Source organism: Sphingopyxis sp. LC81 (genome assembly GCF_000756375.1).
Taxonomy (GTDB): domain Bacteria; phylum Pseudomonadota; class Alphaproteobacteria; order Sphingomonadales; family Sphingomonadaceae; genus Sphingopyxis.
In genome coordinates, this window is record NZ_JNFD01000007.1 from 194,061 (window position 1) to 214,925 (window position 20,865).

The 20,865-nt window shown below is 65.9% G+C and carries 21 protein-coding genes; 17 read left to right on the forward strand and 4 right to left on the reverse strand.

Features of this window, described 5'->3' with window-relative positions:
* Window positions 1-29: 29 nt before the first annotated feature.
* Window positions 30-1,625 (forward strand): family 43 glycosylhydrolase, encoded by a 1,596-nt coding sequence (locus FG91_RS04950; protein ID WP_037512859.1) that lies wholly within the window; start codon window positions 30-32, stop codon window positions 1,623-1,625.
* On the opposite strand, the gene FG91_RS04955 is transcribed toward FG91_RS04950, so the two are convergent.
* Window positions 1,622-3,118: a UxaA family hydrolase gene (locus tag FG91_RS04955; RefSeq protein WP_037512620.1), complete on the reverse strand. Its 1,497-nt coding sequence runs from the start codon at window positions 3,116-3,118 to the stop codon at window positions 1,622-1,624. The genes FG91_RS04950 and FG91_RS04955 overlap by 4 nt on opposite strands.
* Before the next feature lie 103 nt (window positions 3,119-3,221).
* Here FG91_RS04955 and FG91_RS04960 point away from each other — a divergent pair, with 103 nt between their 5' ends.
* The 4 genes from FG91_RS04960 to FG91_RS04975 are packed head-to-tail and all read left to right on the forward strand — an operon-like array spanning window position 3,222 to window position 8,076.
* Window positions 3,222-4,013: a 2-keto-4-pentenoate hydratase gene (locus FG91_RS04960; protein ID WP_327195779.1), complete on the forward strand. Its 792-nt coding sequence runs from the start codon at window positions 3,222-3,224 to the stop codon at window positions 4,011-4,013.
* 22 nt (window positions 4,014-4,035) lie between these two features.
* Window positions 4,036-5,343 carry an MFS transporter gene (locus tag FG91_RS04965; protein ID WP_052187315.1) on the forward strand — a complete coding sequence of 436 codons (1,308 nt, stop codon included), beginning with the start codon at window positions 4,036-4,038 and terminating at the stop codon, window positions 5,341-5,343.
* A gap of 4 nt (window positions 5,344-5,347) precedes the next feature.
* A complete protein-coding gene (uxaC, locus tag FG91_RS04970; protein WP_037512634.1) occupies window positions 5,348-6,760 on the forward strand; it encodes a glucuronate isomerase in 1,413 nt (470 codons plus the stop codon).
* A complete protein-coding gene (locus tag FG91_RS04975) occupies window positions 6,757-8,076 on the forward strand; it encodes a mannitol dehydrogenase family protein (protein ID WP_052187316.1) in 1,320 nt (439 codons plus the stop codon). Before uxaC ends, FG91_RS04975 begins: the two co-directional genes overlap by 4 nt.
* Here FG91_RS04975 and FG91_RS04980 read toward each other — a convergent pair.
* The gene (locus FG91_RS04980) at window positions 8,073-8,960 is read right to left on the reverse strand and encodes a LysR family transcriptional regulator (protein WP_037512636.1); all 888 of its coding nucleotides are present in this window, start codon (window positions 8,958-8,960) and stop codon (window positions 8,073-8,075) included. The genes FG91_RS04975 and FG91_RS04980 overlap by 4 nt on opposite strands.
* A 98-nt stretch (window positions 8,961-9,058) precedes the next feature.
* On the opposite strand from FG91_RS04980, the gene FG91_RS04985 reads away from it, so the two are divergent.
* Genes FG91_RS04985 through mmsB form a run of 12 tightly spaced genes read left to right on the forward strand, consistent with a single transcriptional unit; the run spans window position 9,059 to window position 18,197 of the window.
* Entirely contained in the window at window positions 9,059-10,552 is a 1,494-nt protein-coding gene (locus tag FG91_RS04985; protein WP_037512639.1) for a CoA-acylating methylmalonate-semialdehyde dehydrogenase, read from the forward strand.
* Window positions 10,553-10,556: 4 nt separating this feature from the next.
* A complete protein-coding gene (locus tag FG91_RS04990) occupies window positions 10,557-10,946 on the forward strand; it encodes a RidA family protein (protein ID WP_037512643.1) in 390 nt (129 codons plus the stop codon).
* Entirely contained in the window at window positions 10,943-11,860 is a 918-nt protein-coding gene (locus tag FG91_RS04995; RefSeq protein ID WP_052187317.1) for a polysaccharide deacetylase family protein, read from the forward strand. The genes FG91_RS04990 and FG91_RS04995 overlap by 4 nt, the downstream gene beginning before the upstream one ends.
* Before the next feature lie 59 nt (window positions 11,861-11,919).
* Window positions 11,920-12,456 (forward strand): hypothetical protein, encoded by a 537-nt coding sequence (locus FG91_RS05000; protein ID WP_037512645.1) that lies wholly within the window; start codon window positions 11,920-11,922, stop codon window positions 12,454-12,456.
* 22 nt (window positions 12,457-12,478) lie between these two features.
* A complete protein-coding gene (locus tag FG91_RS05005; RefSeq protein WP_235211946.1) occupies window positions 12,479-12,787 on the forward strand; it encodes an I78 family peptidase inhibitor in 309 nt (102 codons plus the stop codon).
* Window positions 12,780-13,190 (forward strand): RidA family protein, encoded by a 411-nt coding sequence (locus tag FG91_RS05010; protein ID WP_037512650.1) that lies wholly within the window; start codon window positions 12,780-12,782, stop codon window positions 13,188-13,190. Before FG91_RS05005 ends, FG91_RS05010 begins: the two co-directional genes overlap by 8 nt.
* Before the next feature lie 2 nt (window positions 13,191-13,192).
* Window positions 13,193-14,338: an acyl-CoA dehydrogenase family protein gene (locus FG91_RS05015; RefSeq protein ID WP_037512651.1), complete on the forward strand. Its 1,146-nt coding sequence runs from the start codon at window positions 13,193-13,195 to the stop codon at window positions 14,336-14,338.
* Window positions 14,335-15,378, forward strand: a complete 1,044-nt coding sequence (locus FG91_RS05020; protein ID WP_037512652.1) for an enoyl-CoA hydratase/isomerase family protein — start codon at window positions 14,335-14,337, stop codon at window positions 15,376-15,378. The genes FG91_RS05015 and FG91_RS05020 overlap by 4 nt, the downstream gene beginning before the upstream one ends.
* Window positions 15,375-15,719, forward strand: a complete 345-nt coding sequence (locus tag FG91_RS05025) for a YunG family protein (protein ID WP_037512653.1) — start codon at window positions 15,375-15,377, stop codon at window positions 15,717-15,719. Before FG91_RS05020 ends, FG91_RS05025 begins: the two co-directional genes overlap by 4 nt.
* A 14-nt stretch (window positions 15,720-15,733) precedes the next feature.
* Window positions 15,734-16,516 carry an enoyl-CoA hydratase-related protein gene (locus FG91_RS05030; RefSeq protein ID WP_037512655.1) on the forward strand — a complete coding sequence of 261 codons (783 nt, stop codon included), beginning with the start codon at window positions 15,734-15,736 and terminating at the stop codon, window positions 16,514-16,516.
* Window positions 16,516-17,310 (forward strand): arginase family protein, encoded by a 795-nt coding sequence (locus FG91_RS05035; RefSeq protein WP_037512869.1) that lies wholly within the window; start codon window positions 16,516-16,518, stop codon window positions 17,308-17,310. The genes FG91_RS05030 and FG91_RS05035 overlap by 1 nt, the downstream gene beginning before the upstream one ends.
* Window positions 17,311-17,321: 11 nt before the next feature.
* Window positions 17,322-18,197 (forward strand): 3-hydroxyisobutyrate dehydrogenase, encoded by an 876-nt coding sequence (mmsB, locus tag FG91_RS05040; RefSeq protein ID WP_037512880.1) that lies wholly within the window; start codon window positions 17,322-17,324, stop codon window positions 18,195-18,197.
* 138 nt (window positions 18,198-18,335) lie between these two features.
* Here the strand turns inward: mmsB and FG91_RS05045 are convergent, their stop codons facing one another.
* On the reverse strand, window positions 18,336-18,572 hold the full coding sequence (locus FG91_RS05045) for a hypothetical protein (RefSeq protein ID WP_037512657.1): 237 nt from the start codon (window positions 18,570-18,572) through the stop codon (window positions 18,336-18,338).
* A gap of 233 nt (window positions 18,573-18,805) precedes the next feature.
* Complete coding sequence (locus FG91_RS05050; RefSeq protein WP_037512659.1) at window positions 18,806-20,839, reverse strand: 3-hydroxyacyl-CoA dehydrogenase NAD-binding domain-containing protein; 2,034 nt, start codon at window positions 20,837-20,839, stop codon at window positions 18,806-18,808.
* Between the last annotated feature and the right edge of the window lie 26 nt (window positions 20,840-20,865).

Here is a 20,865-nt window from a genome sequence, read left to right on the forward strand (position 1 = left end):
AGGAGAGACGCGTGACCGATCGCCGCGATATGCTGAAACTCGCCGGGGGCGGCCTGCTAGCGACCGGCCTGTCGGGCCTCGGCGCGCCCACCGCATGGGCGGGGGCGGCGCCTGTGTCTTCAGGTTCGGTTCCGGCTTGGGCCAAGGGTTTCGACGGCCAGCGCAAGGCCGACCTCGGCGACGGGCGATTCCTCAACCCGATCATGGCCGGCGACCATCCCGATCCGTCGATCCTGAAGGACGGCGCCGATTATTATATGACCTTCTCGACCTTTGACTCCTATCCGGGGCTGGTCATCTGGCATTCGCGCGACCTGGTGAACTGGCGCCCGATCGGCCCCGCGCTCCACAAGAATATCGGCTCGGTCTGGGCGCCCGAGCTGTGCAAGCACAAGGGCCGCTATTATCTCTACATCCCCACGAAAGGCCCGAACACGAGCTGGGTGATCTGGGCCGACCGGATCGAGGGGCCGTGGAGCGAGCCGGTCGATCTGAACCTGCCCAATCATATCGACCCCGGCCATGCGGTCGGCGAGGATGGGTCGCGCTGGCTGTTCCTGTCGGGCGGCGACCGCGTCCGCCTCTCGGACGACGGGCTGTCGCGCGTCGGCGAGCCCGAGCATGTCTATGATCCGTGGCGCTATCCCGCCGACTGGGTTGTCGAAGGCTTCGCGCCCGAGGGGCCGAAGATCACGCGGCGCGGCGACTATTATTACATGATCACCGCGGTCGGCGGCACCGCGGGGCCGCCGACCGGCCATATGGTCATCGCCGCGCGCTCGACATCGATCCACGGACCGTGGGAAAATTGTCCCGCGAACCCGCTCGTCCGCACGACGTCGGCGGCCGAAAAATGGTGGTCGCGCGGCCATGCGACGCTCGTCGAGGGACCCGCGGGCGACTGGTGGAGCGTCTATCACGGCTTCGAAAATGGCTATTGGACATTGGGCCGCCAGGCTTTGCTCGACCCGATCGAATGGACCGACGACGGCTGGTTCCGCATGAAGGGCGGCGACCTATCGCAGCCGATCGCCAAGCCGAAGGGCGGCACGATCGCGGGACCGCACGGCATGGCGCTCTCCGACGATTTCGCCACGCTTGCGCTCGGCGCGAAATGGAATTTCTTCAAGCCCGCCGCCGACGAACGCCGCCGCGCGCGCGTCGAGGATGGCGCGCTCGTCCTCGCGGCGCGCGGCAAGGCGCCGGTCGATTCATCGCCCTTGCTGCTGATCGCGGGCGATCAGGCGTACCGTTTCGAATGCGATATCGAGATCGCGCCCGGCGGCACCGCAGGGCTGATCCTCTTCTATGACGAGAGGCTCTATTGCGGGCTCGGCTTCGACGGCGAGCGTTTCGTCACGCACCAATATGGCATCGAACGCGCGCGGCCCGTCAACCCGCACGGCCGCAAGATGCGGATGCGCGTCACCAACAATCGCCATATCGTCACCTATGACACCAGCGGCGACGGCGGAAAGACGTGGGTCCGCTTCGACCGCGGCATGGAGGTTTCGGGCTATCACCATAATGTGCGCGGCGGTTTTCTGATGCTGCGTCCCGGCCTCTATTCGGCGGGGCAGGGCGAGGCGCGTTTCCGCAACTTCACCTTCGACGCGCTCGATTAAAGCGTCACGCCCGATTTCCAGATCGCGATATCGCGTTCCTCATTGGCTTCGGCCCTCGTCGGCGCGCCGGATGCGGTGGCGGCGATCAGGTCGAGCAGCGCGTCCGCCGCGCTTTCGAAGCCCGCTTCGAGCACCGTCCCCGCATCGAAATCGATCCAGCCCGCCTTGCGCTGCGCCAGCGCGCTGTTCGACGCGATTTTCAGCGTCGGCGCCGGAAAGCCGAGCGGGGTGCCGCGGCCGGTGGTGAACAGGATGATCGTCGCCCCCGCCGCGGTCAGCGCGGTCGACGAGACCGCGTCATTGCCCGGCGCCTCAAGCAGCGTCAGCCCCGGCAGCGTGGCTTCGCCGCCGTAGCGCCGGACGTCGACGACGGGCACCTTGCCGCCCTTTTGCACCGCGCCGAGCGACTTTTCCTCGAGCGTGGTGATCCCGCCCGCGATATTGCCGGGCGAGGGATTCTCGCTCACCGGCTCGCCGTTGCGAATGAAATAATGTTTGAAATCCCGCACCAACGCGACCGTATCGTCGAACACCGCGCGCGACACCGCGCGGTCCATCAGCAGCTGTTCGGCGCCGAAAATCTCGGGGATTTCGGTCAGCACGACCTTGCCGCCCGCCGCCGCGACGACATCGGCCATGCGCCCGACGAGCGGGTTCGCGGTCAGCCCCGACAGCCCGTCCGAGCCGCCGCATTTCACCCCCAGCACCAGCTGCGACAGTGGTACGTCGCGGCGCGGCGTATCGGCACAGCCCGCGACCAGCTCGTCGACCAGTCCAAGGCACGCCGCTTCGTCATCCTCGACCGCCTGCGCCGACAGCGTGCGGATATGCGCACGTCGCTCGGCCGGGATCCGGTCGACCAGCGCGCCGAGCTGATTGCTCTCGCACCCCAGCCCGACGATCAGCACCCCGCCGGCATTGGGATGCTGCGCGAGCGCCGCGAGCAAGGCGCGCGTATGTCCCAGATCGTCGCCAAGCTGCGAACAGCCAAAGGGATGCTTGAACGCATGAACCCCGTCGACGGAGCCCGCATGGCGCGCGCCCGCGATCCGCGCCACGCGCGCGGCCAGATTGCCGACGCAGCCGACGGTCGGCAGGATCCAGATCTCGTTGCGCGTGCCGACGCGGCCGTCGGGGCGGACATAGCCGCCGAAGGTCGGCGCCGGCTTGGCATCTGGTGTCGCTTCGCTGGCGCCCGGCACATAATGATAATCGCCATCGCTGCCGAGCGCGGTCGCCAGATTGTGGCTGTGGACATGGTCGCCCGGCGCGATGTCGGCGGTCGCGATTCCGATCGGGAAGCCATATTTGATCACCGCTTCGCCGTGCGCGATCGGCGCGAGGGCGATCTTGTGCCCGCGCCCCACGGCAACCGATGCGCGAAGATCGCTGTCGGCGAACAGGGGCGCGCCTGCCGCGATATCGGCAATCACCGTCGCGACATTATCCACCTCATGGACGCGGATCGCATGGATTCGGCTGTTGCCGGTCATCGCCGCTCAGCAGCATCCGGCATGGCGGAGCAATTTGTCATACATCTGATATTCGCTTGCCTTTGACACCGGTGTCTCTTACACCGCTTCGCGGAAGAGGGAAATGAGAAAGATGCTGGCGACAAGCGATCAACAGAATGTGGCGCGTGCACTAATCGACGCACGCGCGGGAAAGACACCGCTTACCGTCTATCCCGGCGCGATGCCGCAGACGATGGCCGAGGCCTATGCGATCCAGGACAGCGCGATCGCGCTCGACGGCCGGCGCATCGGCGGATGGAAGGTCGGGCGAATCGCCGCCGAGCTCGTCGATCGCTATGGCCGCAACCGCCTGACCGGCCCGATCTTCGCGGACGAAATCGTCGATGGCGCCGCCGATCCGGTGATGCCGGTTTATGCTGACGGCTTCGCTGCCGCCGAGGCCGAAGTGCTGCTCTGCTTTGGCGAGGTGGGCACGCGCGATTACGATATCGACAGCGTGCGCGAGTGCATCGCCGACGTCCGCACGGGCATCGAGATCGCAAGCTCGCCCTTTCCCGAAATCAACCGCCACGGCCCCGCGGTCACCGCGTCGGACTATGGCAACAACAAGGGGCTGATCCTCGGCCCGTCGATCGCCGATTGGCAAGGTGCCGACCTGATCCGCATGCCGGTCGAAATGGCGATCGACGGCGAAGCCGTCGGCGCGGCGACGATGGAGGCGATGCTCGATGGCCCGTTCGGATCGGCGCTCTTCCTGATCGATATCCTGCGCGCGCGCGGCATAGCTATTTCACCCGGGACGTGGGTGTCCGCGGGCGCGATCACCGGTATTCATGAAATCAGGCCCGGCCAGCGCGCCGAAGCGCTGTTCGACGGAAAAATCCGCGTCGGCTGCTCGATCAAAAGCTACTAAAGCAACATAACGGGAGAGGTTTATGGCACAGGCATTCGCGGACGGAGGTACGGCGGCGCCGGTGCCAAGGTCCGGCCGCTACCGCTGGCTGATCGTCGCGGTGCTGTTCGCCGCGACCACGGTCAATTATATCGATCGCACCATGCTCGGCCTGCTCGCGCCGACGCTCGGCACCGAGCTTGGGTGGAGCGAGAATGACTATGGCAACATCGTCACCGCTTTCCAGGCCGCCTATGCGCTGGGTTTTCTGCTCATGGGCTGGCTGATCGACCGCTTCGGCCCGAAGGTCGGTTATGCGATCGCGATCAGTATCTGGACCGTTGGCCATGTCGCGCACGGCTTCGCGTCCTCGATCGTCTCTTTCATGCTTGCGCGCATCATACTCGGTGTCGGCGAGGCGGGGCATTTCCCCGCGGTCGTCCGCGCGTCGAGCGAATGGTTCCCGCAAAAGGAGCGCTCCTACGCGATCGGCTGGGTCAACAGCGCGACGACGATCGGCGTGATCCTGACCGCGCCGACCGTTGCGCTGTTCATGCGCGTGCTCGGCTTCGACTGGCGCGAAACCTTTATCTACACCGGCGCCTTCGGCGTCCTTCTCCTGATCCTCTGGCTCTGGCTCTACAGCAACCCGCGTGAAAGCGGGAAGGTCAGCGAGGCCGAACTCGCGTGGATCGAACATGATCCGCCCGAACAGGTCGAACGCATCGGCTGGGGCCGGATCGTCACCAAGCGCGAGGCGTGGGCGTTCGCAGTCGCCAAATTCCTTATCGATCCCGTCTGGTTCCTGATGCTCTTCTGGCTGCCCAAATATTTCAGCTCGACCTATAACGTCGATCTCAAGGTCGTGCTGCTGCCGATGGTCATCATGTATCTGCTGTCCGATGTCGGCAGCATCTTTGGCGGCTGGACCTCGTCGAAACTGATCCAGCAGGGCCACAGCGTCAATTTCGCACGCAAGGTGACGATGGCGATCGCCGGTTGTTTCGTCCTGCCGTTGCTGTTCGTCACCGGCCTCGACAATATGTGGCTCGCGGTCGTGTTGATCGGTCTCGCGCTCGCCGGGCACCAGGCGTTTTCGTCGACGCTCCTGTCGATCCCGCCCGACATGTTCCCCAAACGCGCGGTCGGGTCAGTGATCGGGCTCGGCGGCTTTATGGGCGGCGTCGGCGGGATGATCATGGCGAAGTCGACCGGGCTCGTGCTCGACGCGACGGGCGGCAATTACACCCTCATTTTCGCCGCCTGCACGACGGTCTATTTCCTCGCCGTGCTGGCGATCCACCTCCTCAGCCCGCGCCTCGCGCCAGTCACCGTGGAAAGCAAAGCCTGATCCGATGCCGCGTCCGCTGGTCCTCTCTCCCGACCGCCTCTTTCCCACCGACCCGGCGCAGCGCGACATCGCGCGCCGGCTCTACAAGGAAGTGGCGGGCCTGCCGATCGTCAGCCCGCACGGGCATACCGATCCGGCGTGGTTCGCGGGCAACGCGTCGTTCGGCAATGCCGCCGAGTTCCTGCTGCATCCGGATCATTATGCGTTCCGGATGCTCTATTCGCAGGGTATTTCGCTCGATGCGCTCGGCATCCGCAACAAGGCTGCCGACCCGCGCGAGAGCTGGCGGTTGTTCGCGCAAAACTACTATCTGTTCCGCGGCACGCCGACGCGGATGTGGATGGACTGGGTGTTCGCCGAGGCGTTCGGGTTCGACGTGCAGTTCTCGGGCGAGACGTCGGACCTCTATTACGACCGCATTACCGAGAAGCTGGCGACCGACGCCTTCCGCCCGCGCGCACTCTACGATCGGTACGGGATCGAGGTGATCGCCACGACCGAAAGCCCGCTCGACACGCTCGATCACCACGCGGTGATCCGCGCGGCCAATGCGGGCGGCGAATGGGCGGGGCGGGTGATTACCGCCTATCGCCCCGATCCGGTCGTCGATCCCGAGTTCGAGGGCTTTCGCGACAATCTGGGGCGCTTCTCCGAGCTGAGCGGCGAGGATGCCTATAGCTACGCGGGCTATCTCGCTGCGCACCGCAATCGCCGCGCCTTTTTCGCAGAGATGGGCGCGACCTCGACCGATCATGGTCATCCGACCGCAGCGACCGCCGACCTGTCGGGGGCCGAGGCCGAAGCCCTCTTCGCGCGCGTCACCGGGGGCAGCGTCAGTGCCGCCGACGCCGAGCTGTTCCGCGCGCATATGCTGACCGTGATGGCGGGGATGAGCCTCGACGACGGGCTCGTGATGCAGATCCATCCGGGCAGTTTCCGCAACCACAACCCGTGGCTGTTCGACCATTATGGCCGCGACAAGGGCGCCGATATTCCCACGGCGACCGACTATGTCCACGCGCTGCGCCCGTTGCTCGGCAAATATGGCAACGAAGCTGCTTTGACCCTCATCCTCTTCACGCTCGACGAGACCTCTTACGCGCGCGAACTTGCACCGCTCGCGGGCCACTATCCAGCGCTGAAGCTTGGCCCCGCCTGGTGGTTCCACGATAGCCCGGAAGGGATGCGGCGCTTTCGCAGTCACACGACCGAGACCGCGGGCTTCTACAATACGGTGGGTTTCAACGACGACACCCGCGCCTTCCTGTCGATCCCGGCGCGCCACGACGTCGCGCGGCGCATCGACTGCGGCTTCCTCGCGCAGCTCGTCGCCGAGCACCGGATGGAGGAATGGGAGGCCGCCGAGCTTGCCGTCGACCTCAGCTATAATCTCGCCAAGGCGGCCTACAAGCTGTGAGGCTGTCGGCGCAAACGCCGCTCCCGGCGTCGGTACAGGCGCCGGGCTACGACCGCGAGCGCCAAGCCGCGGGGATCGTCCATATCGGCATCGGCGCGTTCCACCGCGCGCATCAGGCGGTCTACACCGACGATGCGATGAACGCTGGCGATCGCGACTGGGGCATCATCGGCATGTCGCTGCGATCGGGCGATGTCGCGGCACAGCTGAACCTGCAGGACGGCCTCTATACGGTGAGCACGCGGAGCGCCGCCGGAAGCGAATTGCGCCTGATCGGCGCGGTGCAGAAGGTGCTCGTCGCGGCCGACGATCCGCAGGCGGTGATCGACGCGATTGCCGCGCCGACGACACATATCGTCAGCTTCACGGTGACCGAAAAGGGCTATCTGCGGCGTCCAGACGGATCGCTCGACCTCGCCGCAGCGGTTGGCAGCGCAAGTCTCTATCGCTTCATCGCCGCAGGACTGGCCGCGCGTAAAGCGGCCGGACTGCGCGGCGTCACCTTGCTCAGCTGCGACAATCTCGCGGGCAACGGTGCCGTGCTGCGCCGCCTGATGCGCGAATATCTCGCTGCCTATCAACCAGACTTGTCGGCATGGTTCGACGGCGAATGCACGTGCCCCGCCACGATGATCGACCGCATCGTCCCCGCGACCACTGAGGCCGACCGCGCGGACGTCGAGGCCATGCTCGGCGTCCGCGACGAGGGCGTCGTGGTCACCGAGGCGTTTAGCCAGTGGGTCATCGAGGACAATTTTGCCGGTCCGCGGCCGCGCTGGGAAATGGTCGGCGCCGAGCTGGTCGCCGATGTCGCACCCTATGAGACCGCGAAGCTGCGCATGCTCAACGGCGCGCATTCGGCGCTCGCCTATATCGGGCTTGGGTCAGGGCATGCACTTGTTCATCAGGCGATCGCCGATCCGGCGATCCGGCCGCTCATCGACCGGTTGATGCGCGAAGAGGCCGCGCCGACGATCGATGCCGCACCGGGGCAGGACCTTGCCGCCTATGCCGATGCGCTGCTCGATCGCTTCGCCAACCCCGCGCTCCACCACCGCCTGATCCAGATCGCGATGGACGGCAGCCAGAAGATCCCGCAGCGCTGGCTCGAAACGCTCGCATGGCATCGGGTGCGCGGGCAGTGCTGCCCGTCGCTCGAAGCCGCGATTGCCGCGTGGATCGCCTTCCTGCGTAGCGACCACCCGATTGACGATCCGCTGGCGGGCAAGCTCCGCGAAGCGGCCGCCGGTCCAGATGCCATGGAACGCCTGTTCGGCGACGGCGGCCTGATCGCATCTGAATGGCGCCCCGCCTAAGCCGGAACCAGCAACCCCCGGCTCTCGCGCACCTCGGCATCGAGCCAGTCGATAAACGCGCGGATACGCGGCTGCGGTGCGACGTCGCGGTGGAGCGCGAGCCAGAAGGCGCGCGCGACCGTCTGCTCGGGCCGCACCCGCACCAGCCCCGGATCGCCCGCCGCGAGGAAACAGGGGAGCACGCCGATCCCCGCGCCGCCCGCGATCATCCGCCGCTGCGCGAGAATGCTCGACGAGCGCACCGTCGCGCGCAGTCCCGGCTCGATCTCGCCCAGATAGTCGAGTTCGGGCGCGTAGAGGATGTCGGGCATATAACCGATCACCGGGATACCCGTGCGCGACAGCGGCGCGGCGGCAACCGCCGCCTGCCAGTCGGGACGGTCGGCGGGGGCATAGATGCCGAGGCTGTAATCCGACAGCTTGCGCGTGATCAGCGGACCCTTGCGCGGCCGCGCCAGCAGCACCGCCATATCGGCCTCGCGCCGCGACGGGTTGAGGAAGCCCGACGAGGCGACAAGGTCGATCTCGAGTTCGGGATGCGCCGCCACGAAACCCGCTAACCGCGGAGCGATGAAGCTGTTGCCGAACCCTTCGGACACACTCACTCGCAACTGCCCCGACAGTGCCGCCGCATCCTCGCGTGCCGAATGGATACGCGCCGCCGCCGCCGCCATCGCTTCGGCGTGCGGAACGAGCGCCCGGCCCGCTGCGGTCAGAACGAAACCCGACGGTGCGCGCTCGAACAAAGTCTGGCCGAGCGCGGCTTCCAATGCGCTCACCCGGCGGCTGACCGTCGTCGCATCGACGTGCAGCGCGGCGCTGGCGCGCGCGAGCGTGCCGTGGCGCGCGACGAACAGGAAATATTGCAGCCTATCCCAATCCATGACCTGCAAATATGCAGTATCGTCCTGCAAGTCTATCCCTTGCAAAAAGGACGCACATGGTCTGTGGCAGCGGCAAGATTTTACGGGAGACTCGGGATATGCGACAGATCGACCATCACATCGTCGGCGGTGCCGGCGGCAGCGCCCGCCAGGGCGACGTCTTCGACCCCAACAGCGGCGGCGTGCAGGCGCAGGTCGCGCTCGGCGACGCGGCATTGCTCGACCGCGCGGTCGCTGCGGCGAAGAAGGCGCAGCCCGCATGGGCAGCAACGAACCCGCAGCGCCGCGCGCGCGTCATGTTCGAATTCAAGCGCCTCGTCGAAGCCAATATGGATGCGCTCGCGCACATGTTGTCGAGCGAGCATGGCAAGGTGATCGCCGATTCAAAGGGCGATATTCAGCGCGGACTCGAAGTCATCGAATTCTGCTGCGGCATCCCGCATGTGCTGAAGGGCGAATATACGCAGGGCGCCGGCCCCGGCATCGACGTCTATTCGATGCGCCAGCCGATCGGCATCGGCGCGGGCATCACCCCGTTCAACTTCCCCGCGATGATCCCGCTGTGGATGTCGGGCGTCGCGATCGCGACGGGCAACGCCTTCATCATCAAGCCGAGCGAGCGCGATCCGTCGGTCCCCGTGCGCCTCGCCGAACTCTTCCTCGAAGCCGGACTTCCCGAAGGCATCTGCCAGGTCGTCCACGGCGACAAGGAAATGGTCGACGCGATCCTCGACCATCCCGATATCGGCGCGGTCAGCTTCGTCGGCTCGTCGGACATCGCGCATTATGTCTACAATCGCGGCGTCGCGAACGGAAAGCGCGTGCAGGCGATGGGCGGCGCGAAGAACCACGGCATCGTCATGCCCGACGCCGATCTCGACCAGGTCGTCAATGATTTGACCGGCGCGGCCTTCGGCTCGGCGGGCGAACGCTGCATGGCGCTCCCGGTGGTCGTCCCCGTCGGCGAGGAGACCGCCAATCGCCTCCGCGAAAAGCTGATCCCCGCGATTGCCGCGCTGCGCGTCGGCGTGTCGACCGATGCCGAAGCGCATTACGGTCCGGTGGTGACGCAGGCGCACAAGGAAAAGGTCGAAGGCTGGATCCAGAAGTGCGCCGACGAAGGCGCCGAGCTGGTCGTCGACGGCCGCGGCTTCTCGCTGCAGGGGCATGAAAAGGGCTTCTTCATCGGCCCGACCTTGTTCGACCATGTCACCACCGACATGGAAAGCTACAAGGAAGAAATCTTCGGCCCCGTGCTGCAGATCGTCCGCGCCCCCGATTTCGAAACCGCGCTCGAACTTCCCTCCAAGCACCAGTACGGCAACGGCGTCGCGATCTTCACGCGCAATGGCCACGCCGCGCGCGAATTCGCCGCACGCGTCAACGTCGGCATGGTCGGCATCAACGTGCCGATCCCGGTGCCCGTCGCCTATCACAGCTTCGGCGGCTGGAAGCGCTCGGCGTTCGGGGACACCAACCAGCACGGCATGGAAGGCGTGAAATTCTGGACCAAGGTCAAGACGATCACCCAGCGCTGGCCCGACGGATCGCCTGACGGGGGCAACGCCTTCGTCATCCCGACGATGGGGTAAGGCGATGGAGATGATCCCCCATAATCCGACCGAGGGCGTTTACGCGACCGGCGGTGACTGGGTGCATGCGATGGAGGTTCGCGGGGCCGGGCGGCTGCTGTTCGTCAGTGGCACGATGGGTTTGAGACCGGATTTTTCCGCCCCCGCGACGCTGGAAGAACAGCTCGATTGCGTGTGGAACAATCTCCGCGCGATTCTGGCCAGCGCAGATATGGACACCGCCAATATCGTCCGGCTGACCAGCTATTTGCGCGATGCAAGCTATGCGGAGGCCAATGCCGCCGCCCGGCTCAAGGCGCTTGGTACGCGGCGCATTCCAACCACCGCGATCGTCGCGCAGACGCTCGAAAGCGATTGGCTGGTCGAGATCGAGATCGTGGCGGCCGCCGAATGAGGCTGTGGCTCGCGATCCTTTTCCTGCTTCTCGCGCCGCCCGCGCACGCGCAAAAGCAGATCGCGCTCAGCTTCGACGATGCCCCGCGCCATGCCGGCGCCTTCTTCACCCCCGACGAGCGCACGCAGCGCATCATTGCCGAGCTTAAGAAAGCGAAGGCGCCGCAGGCGGTCTTCTTCGTCAATCCGGGTGCGATCGGGCAGGGCGACGGCGTGGGCGGGGCGGAACGCATCGCCGCCTATGTCGCCGAGGGCCATGTGATCGCGAACCATAGCAACAGCCACAAGCGGCTGAGCACGACCGACACCGCGGCCTATCTCGCCGACCTCGACGCCGCCGAGGTGTGGCTCAAGGACCGCCCCGGCTATCGTCCCTGGTTCCGCTTTCCCTTTCTTGACGAGGGCGGGAAGGACAAGGCGAAGCGCGACGCCTTGCGCGCGGGCCTCGCCGAACGCGGCCTGCGCAACGGCTATGTCACCGCCGAATCGTCCGACTGGCACCTCGAAAACCTGACGCGCGAGGCCGTGCAGGCGGGAAAGACAATCGACCGCAAGGCGCTCGGCGAGCTCTATGTCGGCTGGCATGTCGAGGCGGCCGATTTCGCCGATGCGATGATGCGGCGTGTCACCGGCCGCCAGCCGGTGCAGATGATGCTACTCCACGAAACCGATCTCGCCGCGCTCCATATCGGCGACCTCGTCCGCGCGCTCCGTAAGGCCGGCTGGACCGTCGTCAGCGCCGACACCGCCTATGCCGACCCGCTCGGCAAGGAAATGCCAGATACGCCGGCCGCGAACGGCACACTGACCGAGGCGCTGGCCTGGGCTGCGGGCATCCCCGCGCCGCGCTGGTATCGCTATAACCAGACCGACCTCGCGACCGCAGTGTTCCGTGAAAAGGTGCTGGGCGAATGATGCGCGGCGATGAAACCCGCATGCCGCGCCGGGCATTCTCCTTTCGAAGGAGATTGTCGATGACCCGCCTCATGCTTCCCGCCAGCTTGCTGCTGCTCGCCGCGTGCAGCGGCGGCGAGGACAAATCCCAGCCCGAAGACAGCGCGGCGATCTCGCCGCTGCAAAAGGCCGAGCGCCCGGCGCCCGCCGAACCGGCGGAGCCGGCGGTCGATGCGGACCTGCCCGAAGCGGCCGAAGAAACGCCAGCAAAGCCCGAACCCAAAACCGCTGGCAACGGCAAGACGATCCCGCCCACAATCCGCGGCCGCTGGGCGCTCAAGGTCGCCGATTGCAAGGCGAAGAAGGGCACCGACCTCACCGCGCTGACGATCGATGCGACGAACCTGCGTTTCTACGAATCGCATGGCGAACTGTCGCGTGTTCGTGAGAGTGACGCGAACCGCATCGTCGCCGATTATAAATTCAGCGGCGAGGGCGTCGAATGGGATCGCCGGATGCAACTCGACCTCGCCGATGGCGGCAAGACGCTCGTCCGCCGCGACTCCGGCGAGGGTGCCGCCGCGGGCGCGATGCGCTATACGCGCTGCGCCGAATGAAGATTTTTTGAAAGGGAGATACATGATGGACATTCGCATGCTCGCAATTGCCGCCATTCTGCCGCTCGCCGCCTGCTCGAGCAGCGAGACGCCTGTCGAATCGACCCCGACCCCGCCGTCCGCCGAGGCGACGTGCAAAGCCGATGCGGTCCAATCCTATATCGGCCAGACCGCGACCCCCGACCTTGGCGGCACGATCCTCAAGGCGTCGGGCGCGCGCACGCTCCGCTGGGGTCCGCCGCGCTCGGCGATGACGATGGATTACCGCCAGGACCGGGTGAACGTGATGTACGACGATGCGTACAAGATCACGCAGGTCACCTGTGGCTGACACGCCATCGAAGACCGGGGGGCGCCGTAACCACAGCTCGGCGTCCCCGTTCGAACCGGTCTATGGCTATAGCCGGGCGGTTCGGGTGGGTGACCGGATCAGCGTCGGCGGCACCGCGCCGATCGAGCCCGACGGGTCGTCGACCGTCGGCGATGCCGGGGTACAGGCGGCGCGCTGCCTGACGATCATCGGCGAAGCGCTCGCCGCGCTCGGCGGCAGCATGGCCGATGTCGTGCGCACCCGCATGTTCATCACCGACGCCGCCGACGCCGACCTCGTTGGTCGCGCGCACGGATCGGCATTCAAAAACATCCAACCGGCATCGACAATGGTCGTTGTCTCCGCGCTGATCCGGCCCGAGTGGAAAGTCGAAATCGAAGCCGAAGCCATCATCGAGAAATGACCATGACCGACCAGTTCCAGCTTACCGACGACCAGCTCGCCATCCAGGATATGGCGCGCAAATTCACCGCCGATCGCATCACGCCCTTCGCGGCGGAATGGGACGAGAAACATCATTATCCCGTCGATGTGTGGAAGGCGGCGGGTGAGCTCGGCTTCGGCGCGATTTACGTCGCCGAGGAATCGGGCGGCATCGGGCTTGGTCGGCTCGAGGCGGCGCTGATCATGGAGGCGATGGCCTATGGCTGCCCCGCGACCAGCGCTTATGTCTCGATCCACAATATGGCGACATGGATGATCGACCGCTTCGGCGGCGCCGAGGTCAAGGCGCGCTTCCTGCCCGACCTCGTCAGCATGGAGAAGATCGCCAGCTATTGCCTGACCGAACCGGGTTCGGGGTCCGACGCCGCGGCGCTCAAGGCGACGGCGAAGCGCGACGGCGATCATTATGTCCTGAACGGCACCAAGCAGTTCATCTCGGGCGCGGGTTATAACGACATCTATGTCTGCATGGTCCGCACCAGCGAGGAAAAGTCGAAGGGGATCAGCTGCCTCGTCATCGAAAAGGACACGCCGGGATTGAGCTTCGGCGCCCCCGAGAAAAAGCTCGGCTGGAACGCTTCGCCGACCGCGCAGGTGATCTTCGAAGACTGCCGCGTGCCGGTCGAAAATCTCGTCGGCGCCGAGGGCGACGGCTTCCGCTTCGCGATGGCGGGGCTCGACGGCGGGCGCCTCAACATCGGCGCCTGCTCGCTCGGCGGCGCGCAGCGCTGTCTCGACGAAGCGATCGCCTACACCAAGGACCGCCAGCAGTTCGGCCAGCCGATCGCCGATTTCCAGAACACCCAGTTCATGCTCGCCGACATGGCGACCGACCTCGAAGCCGCGCGCGCCTTGCTCTATATGGCGGCGGCAAAGGTCACTGCGAACGCCCCCGACAAGTCGCGCTTCTCGGCGATGGCAAAGCGGCTCGCGACCGACAATGGCAGCAAGATCGTCAACGACGCGCTCCAGCTGTTCGGCGGCTATGGCTATCTGCGCGACTATCCGATCGAACGCTTCTGGCGCGACCTGCGCGTCCACTCGATCCTCGAAGGCACCAATCAGGTGATGCGGATGATCGTCGGAAGGGACCTGCTGCGCCAATGACCGAAGATGTGCTTGTAGGGACCGACGTCCGCGTCGGCCGCCTGTCGCTCAATCGCCCGAAGGCGATCCACGCACTTAACCTCGCCATGTGCGAAGCGATGATCGACGCGCTCGTCAAATGGCAGGGCGACGATGCGGTCGAGGCGGTGATGATCGACCATAGCGAGGGCCGCGGCTTCTGCGCCGGCGGCGATATCCGCATGCTCGCGGAAAGCGGGGCGAAGGATGGCAAGGAAGCGCGGCTTTTCTTCCACACCGAATATCGCCTCAACCACCTCCTCTTCACCTATTCCAAGCCCGTCGTCGCCTTCATGGACGGCATCACGATGGGCGGCGGGGTCGGCATTTCGCAGCCGGCGAAATATCGCGTCGCGACCGAGCATACGCGCTTCGCGATGCCCGAAACGGGGATCGGTCTGTTCCCCGACGTCGGCGGCGGCTGGTATCTGCCGCGCCTCGAAGGCCGCGTCGGCGTCTATCTCGCGCTCACCGGCGCACGGCTCGACGGCGCGGAGTGTTTGGCGCTCGGCCTCGCCACCCATTATCTGCCCTCCGAAAAGCTCGCCGAGGCGAAGGCGCGCATCGCGGTCGACCCCGACCGCATCGGCGGCATCTTGGGCGAGCTGTCGGTCACCGCGCCGCCCGCCGGAATCACCCAGCATCTCGAACGGATCAACCGCCTGTTCGCGAGCGACACCTATGAGGATATCCTCGCCGCGCTCGAAGCCGATGGCGGCGAATGGGCGACCAAAGAACTGGCGACGCTCCACGGCAAATCGCCCCAAACGTGCAAGGTCGCGCTCCGCCAGCTCAAGGAAGGCGGCGAGATGCACGACTTCGCCGCGCAGATGCGCCAAGAATATGCGATCGGCAGCCGCGTCGTGCAGATGCACGATTTCATCGAGGGTGTCCGCGCGCTGATCATCGACAAGGACAACAGCCCCAAATGGGACCCGTCGACCGCCGAGGCCGTCACCGACGAGTGGATCGACGCGATCTTCGCGCCGCTGCCCGAGAATGAGAAATGGACCCCGCTATGAGCTTTTCCGATCCGATCGCTCTTTATCATGCGGTGAAGCGGAGCTGGTCGGACGAGACGATTCCGGGCTCGTTCGACCCCGCGAACCCCTGTTTCAACCAGTGCGCGGTGACCGCCCTCGCCGTCCATCATCATTTCGGCGGCGATATCGTGAAGACCGCGACCAAGGGCGGCACGCATTTCTACAACCGGATCGACGGGCGCTACTGGGATCTCGCGACCGACCAATTCGACGAACCCATTCCCTACGACAACCAGCCGACCTCGACCGACGAGGCGCATGAACATGCCACCCGGGCGCAGCTTGAAGTGCTGCTGCGCAATATCGACGCCAATCGCTGACACAGGACAAGACCATGAGCTATGAAACCCTCCTCGTCGAAACGCGCGGGGCCGTCACGCTGGTGACGCTCAACCGCCCGCAGGCGCTCAACGCGCTCAATTCGGGCGTGCTCGACGACCTGATCGCAGCCTTCGCGGCGTTCGAAGCCGATCCCGGCCAGCGCTGCGCCGTCCTCACCGGCTCGGGCGACAAGGCTTTCGCCGCGGGCGCCGACATCAAGGAAATGGCCGACAAGCCGGCGTCCGATTTCTACCTCGAAGATTTCTTCTCGAAATGGACGAGCGACTTCGTGAAGAAGGTCCGCAAACCCTGGATCGCCGCGGTCAACGGCTTCGCATTGGGCGGCGGCTGCGAGCTTGCGATGATGGCCGACTTCATCATCGCGTCGGACAAGGCGAAATTCGGCCAGCCCGAAATCAAGCTCGGCGTCGCGCCGGGCATGGGCGGGTCGCAGCGGCTGACGCGCGCGATCGGCAAGGCGAAGGCGATGGAAATGTGCCTCACCGGCCGGATGATGGACGCCGCCGAAGCCGAACGGTCGGGCCTCGTCGCGCGCGTCGTCGACCATGCGACGCTGGTCGAGGAAGCGGTGAAGACCGCGACCACGATCGCGTCGATGCCGCCGATGGCCGCGATGGTGAACAAGGACATGGTCAACGCCGCGTTCGAAACCACGCTCGACCAGGGGCTGATCTACGAACGCCGCCTGTTCCAGATCCTCGCCGCGACCGAGGACAAGGCCGAAGGCATGGCCGCCTTTATCGAAAAGCGCGAAGGCGTGTGGAAGGGGCGGTGATGTCGCGCGCGTTCGACCTCGTCCTCGCCTATCCGCAATGGCAGGGGTCGGGACGCCATGAACATCTTCCGCGCGGCGCCGCCGCCGCCGCTGCGGTGTGTGCCGCTTTCGGACCCATCGCCGAGGTTCCTATCAGCACCGAGCGTGCCGATGGCCATGGGGTTCAGCGCTGGGATGCTATTTTTGAACAGTTTGGCAGCGCCCAAGCGATATTGGCCGCATCGGGTGCGCGCCGGGTTCTGACCGCGGGGGGCGACTGCGCGGTCGATATTGCGGTGATCGATCATTTGAATCGCGTCCATGCCGACCTGTCGGTCGTCTGGATCGACGCCCATATCGACGGCAACAGCCCCGAAACCTCTCCCAGCGGAAGTTTCCATGGGATGCCCGTCGCCGCGCTGCTGGGGCAGGCGCCGCCGCCAATGCGCGCGCTGCTCGGCGCGCCGATCGACCCTGCACGCTTTCGCTATTTCGGGATCGAGACCGGCGACGAGGGCGACTGGGCCTTTCAGCGCGCCTTTGACCTTGCGACGCTCGATCCCGGCGCATTGCCGCGCGGGCCGGTTCACGTCCACTTCGACCTCGATGTGCTCGACCCCGCCGAATTTCCTTATCTTGCCTATACCGACGGCAAGTTGGCTATCGACGACGCGGTCGCGCTCGTTCGCCGTATCGCGACTGCGGGCGATCTGGTCGGTTTGACCATTACCGAATTCGCACCCGCCGATCAGGACCAGGCCGAACGGGGCAGCCGGATGATCGCGCGTCTTTGCGCCGCCGCTTTGGGACAATGAAGGAATATCCAATGAAAATCGCATTCATCGGGCTCGGCAACATGGGCGGCGGGATGGCCGCGAACCTTGCGAAGGCGGGGCATGAGGTCCGCGCCTTCGATCTCAGTGAAGAAGCGCTGGTACGCGCGGTCGAGGCGGGCTGTTCGCGCGCCGCGTCGGCAGCGGAAGCCGTCACCGGCGCAGAGGCGGTGGTGACGATGCTCCCCGCGGGCAAGCACGTCGCTGCTGTATATCAGGACGCCGTTTTCCCGCACGCCGATGACGGCACGCTATTGCTCGATTGCTCGACAATCGATGTGGCAACCGCGCGGAGCAATATTGAAGCCGCCGCCAACGCTGGTCTCGTCGCGGTCGACGCGCCCGTCTCGGGCGGCATCGCCGCCGCCAACGCGGGCACGCTGACCTTCATGGTCGGCGGGAGCGACGCAGGCTTCGCGCGCGCCGAACCGATCCTCGCCAAAATGGGCAAGGCGGTGATCCACGCCGGCGACGCGGGCGCGGGGCAGGCGGCGAAGATCTGCAACAATATGCTGCTCGGCGCGTCGATGGTCGCGACGTGCGAGACGCTGGCGCTGGCGCAGAAATTGGGGCTCGATCCGCAGAAATTCTTCGACATCGCGAGCGTGTCGTCGGGTCAATGCTGGTCGCTCACCAGCTACGCGCCGCTGCCCGGCGTCGGGCCAGTGACCCCTGCCGACAATGACTACAAGGGCGGTTTCGCCGCGGCGCTGATGCTCAAGGATTTGCGCCTCGCGATGGAGGCCGCGGCGAGTGTCGACGCCGACGTCCCGATGGGGTCGAAGGCGCGCGAGCTGTACGAAGCCTTCGTCGAAGCCGACAAGGACGGCCGCGACTTCTCGGCGATCATCCAGACGCTGCAGGGCTGACCATTCCCCATTTTCGTCATCCCGGACTTGATCCGGGATCCCACTGGCGGCGTCGAAGTCATGGACCCCGGATCAAGTCCGGGGTGACGATGGTATGGAGATCATCCTGTGGTCGGAATCCGATCGCGGCGACGGGGCTTAGTAAAAGTCGGCCGTCTCGCCGCCGTCGCGGCGTTCGGTGCGATGCACCTGCGTCGGGGCCTTACGCTCGCCGGTCCGGACCTCGATCCGGTCACCGACGCGCCGCACCTCGGCGGGCGCCAATATCCGCGCGTGCGCCACGCCGACCGCAGCAACCTGCGGCGTCGCCACCGGGGCGGCCACCGGCACGCTGCCGGTCAGCAGGAGGACGGCGAGGGCGGACATGGCGTTCATGCTCTGCCCTAACGGCAGGTCTTGCCAGCGCTTTAACCCTGAATCGCAAGTTTCCGGTCGCACCTGCGGCGGCGCGAAGGCAAAAGAAAGGCCGCCTGCCCCGCGCTGGGACAGACGGCCTCTGTTTCATAAAGCTGTGCGCACCCGCGAAGGCGGGTGCCTATCTCCTGTCGGTGCGAGTTTGAACCCATCGGAGATGGGTCCCCGCCTTCGCGGGGACACACAAACTTGCGTTAGAAGCCCGCCTTCGCCTCCGCCTTCTCTTTGAGCAGCGGTGCGACTGCGAAGCCATGTTTCTCGAGCGCCGCGACGATCTTGTCGGTGCCTTCGAGCCCCGCCCAGAACATCGGGCCGCCGCGATAGACTGGCCAGCCATAGCCATAGATCCACACGACATCGATATCCGACGCGCGCTGCGCCTTGCCTTCCGCCAGGATCAGCGCGCCTTCGTTGACCATCGGATAGAGCGTGCGCTCGATGATTTCCTGATCGCTGATCTCGCGCTTCGCCTTGTTCGACCGCTGGCGGAAATCCTCGATGATCTCGGCGACTTCGGCGCTGGGCGACGGATTGCGTTTTTCGTCATAATCGTAAAAGCCCTTGCCGGTCTTCTGCCCCCAGCGGCCGACCGCGGCGAGCGCGTCGCGGATGCTCTCGATGCGCGTCGGGTCGCGGTGCCAGCCGATGTCGACACCCGCAAGGTCGCTCATCTGGAACGGCCCCATCGGCATGCCGAATTCGACATGGACCTTGTCGATCTGCTGCGGCGTCGCGCCTTCCATCAGCAGGTTCATCGCCTCGACCTGGCGCGGTTTGAGCATGCGGTTGCCGATGAAGCCATCGCACACGCCCGCGACCACCGCGACCTTGCCGATCTTCTTGCCGATCGCCATCGCCGTCGCGAGTGCGTCGGGCGCGGTCTTTTCGCCGCGGACGACCTCGAGCAGCTTCATGACGTTTGCGGGCGAGAAGAAGTGCATGCCGAGCACGTCGCCGGGGCGGCTCGTCGCGGTCGCGATCTCGTCGACGTCGAGGTAGCTGGTGTTCGACGCGAGGATCGCGCCGGGCTTGGCGATTTTGTCGAGCTTGCCGAAGATGTCCTTCTTGACGTCCATATTCTCATAGACCGCCTCGATGATCAGGTCGCAGTCGGCGAGATCGTCGAGGCTGAGCGTCGGGGTCAATATGCCCATCATCGCCTCGACCTGCTCGGGCTTGAAGCGCCCCTTGGCGGCCGACGCCTCGTAATTCTTGCGGATCACGCCGGTGCCGCGGTCGAGTGCTTCCTGCTGCATCTCGACGATCGTGACGGGGATGCCCTTCTGGAGGAAGTTCATCGAAATGCCGCCGCCCATCGTGCCGGCGCCGATGACGCCGACCTTCTTGATGTCGCGCAGCTGGGTGTCCTTGGGCAGGCCGTCGATCTTCGCCGCCTGACGCTCGGCGAAGAAGATGTGGCGCTGCGCCGCCGACTGGCTGCCGAACATCAGCTTCATGAACTGCTCGCGCTCGAAAGCGAGGCCCTCGTCGAACGGAAGCCGCGTCGCGGCCTCGACGCAGGCGAGGTTGGCGTAAGGCGCCTCGAAGCCGCGCCAGCGCTTGGCGTTTGCGGTCTTGAGCTGTTCGATCACCGCGACGTCGCCGAACACCGGGCGCTCGCGCGTCGGGCGCGGGCCATCGGCGATCTTCGCGCGCGCAAAGGCGATCGCGTCGGCGGCCAAGCTATCTTCGCCCGCGAGTTCGTCGACGAGGCCGAGTTCCTTCGCCTTCGTGGCGGGCAGCGGATCGCCGGTCGAGGTCATCGTCGCCGCCGCTTCGACGCCGACGACGCGCGGCAGGCGCTGCGTGCCGCCCGCGCCGGGGAGCAGGCCGAGCTTCACTTCGGGCACGCCGAGCTTCGCCGACGGCACCGCGATGCGGTAATGGCAGACGAGCGCGGTTTCGAGACCGCCGCCGAGCGCCGTCCCGTGGATCGCGGCGACGACCGGCTTCGACGCCGCTTCGATGCTGTTGAGCACCGCGTTGAAATCGGGACCGCGCGGCGGCTTGCCGAATTCGCTGATGTCGGCGCCCGCGATAAAGGTCGCGCCCGCGCAGCGCAGCACGATCGCTTTGACGCTGTCGTCACCGAGCGCGGCGGCGAAATGATCCTCGAGCCCCTGACGGACGTGCCAGCTCAGCGCGTTGACGGGCGGGTTGTTGACGATGATGACGGCGATTTCGCCATCCTTTTCCAGCGTGACGCTGACGGGGGTTTCTTCGGACATGGGAGACTCCTTCAATCTGGAACCCG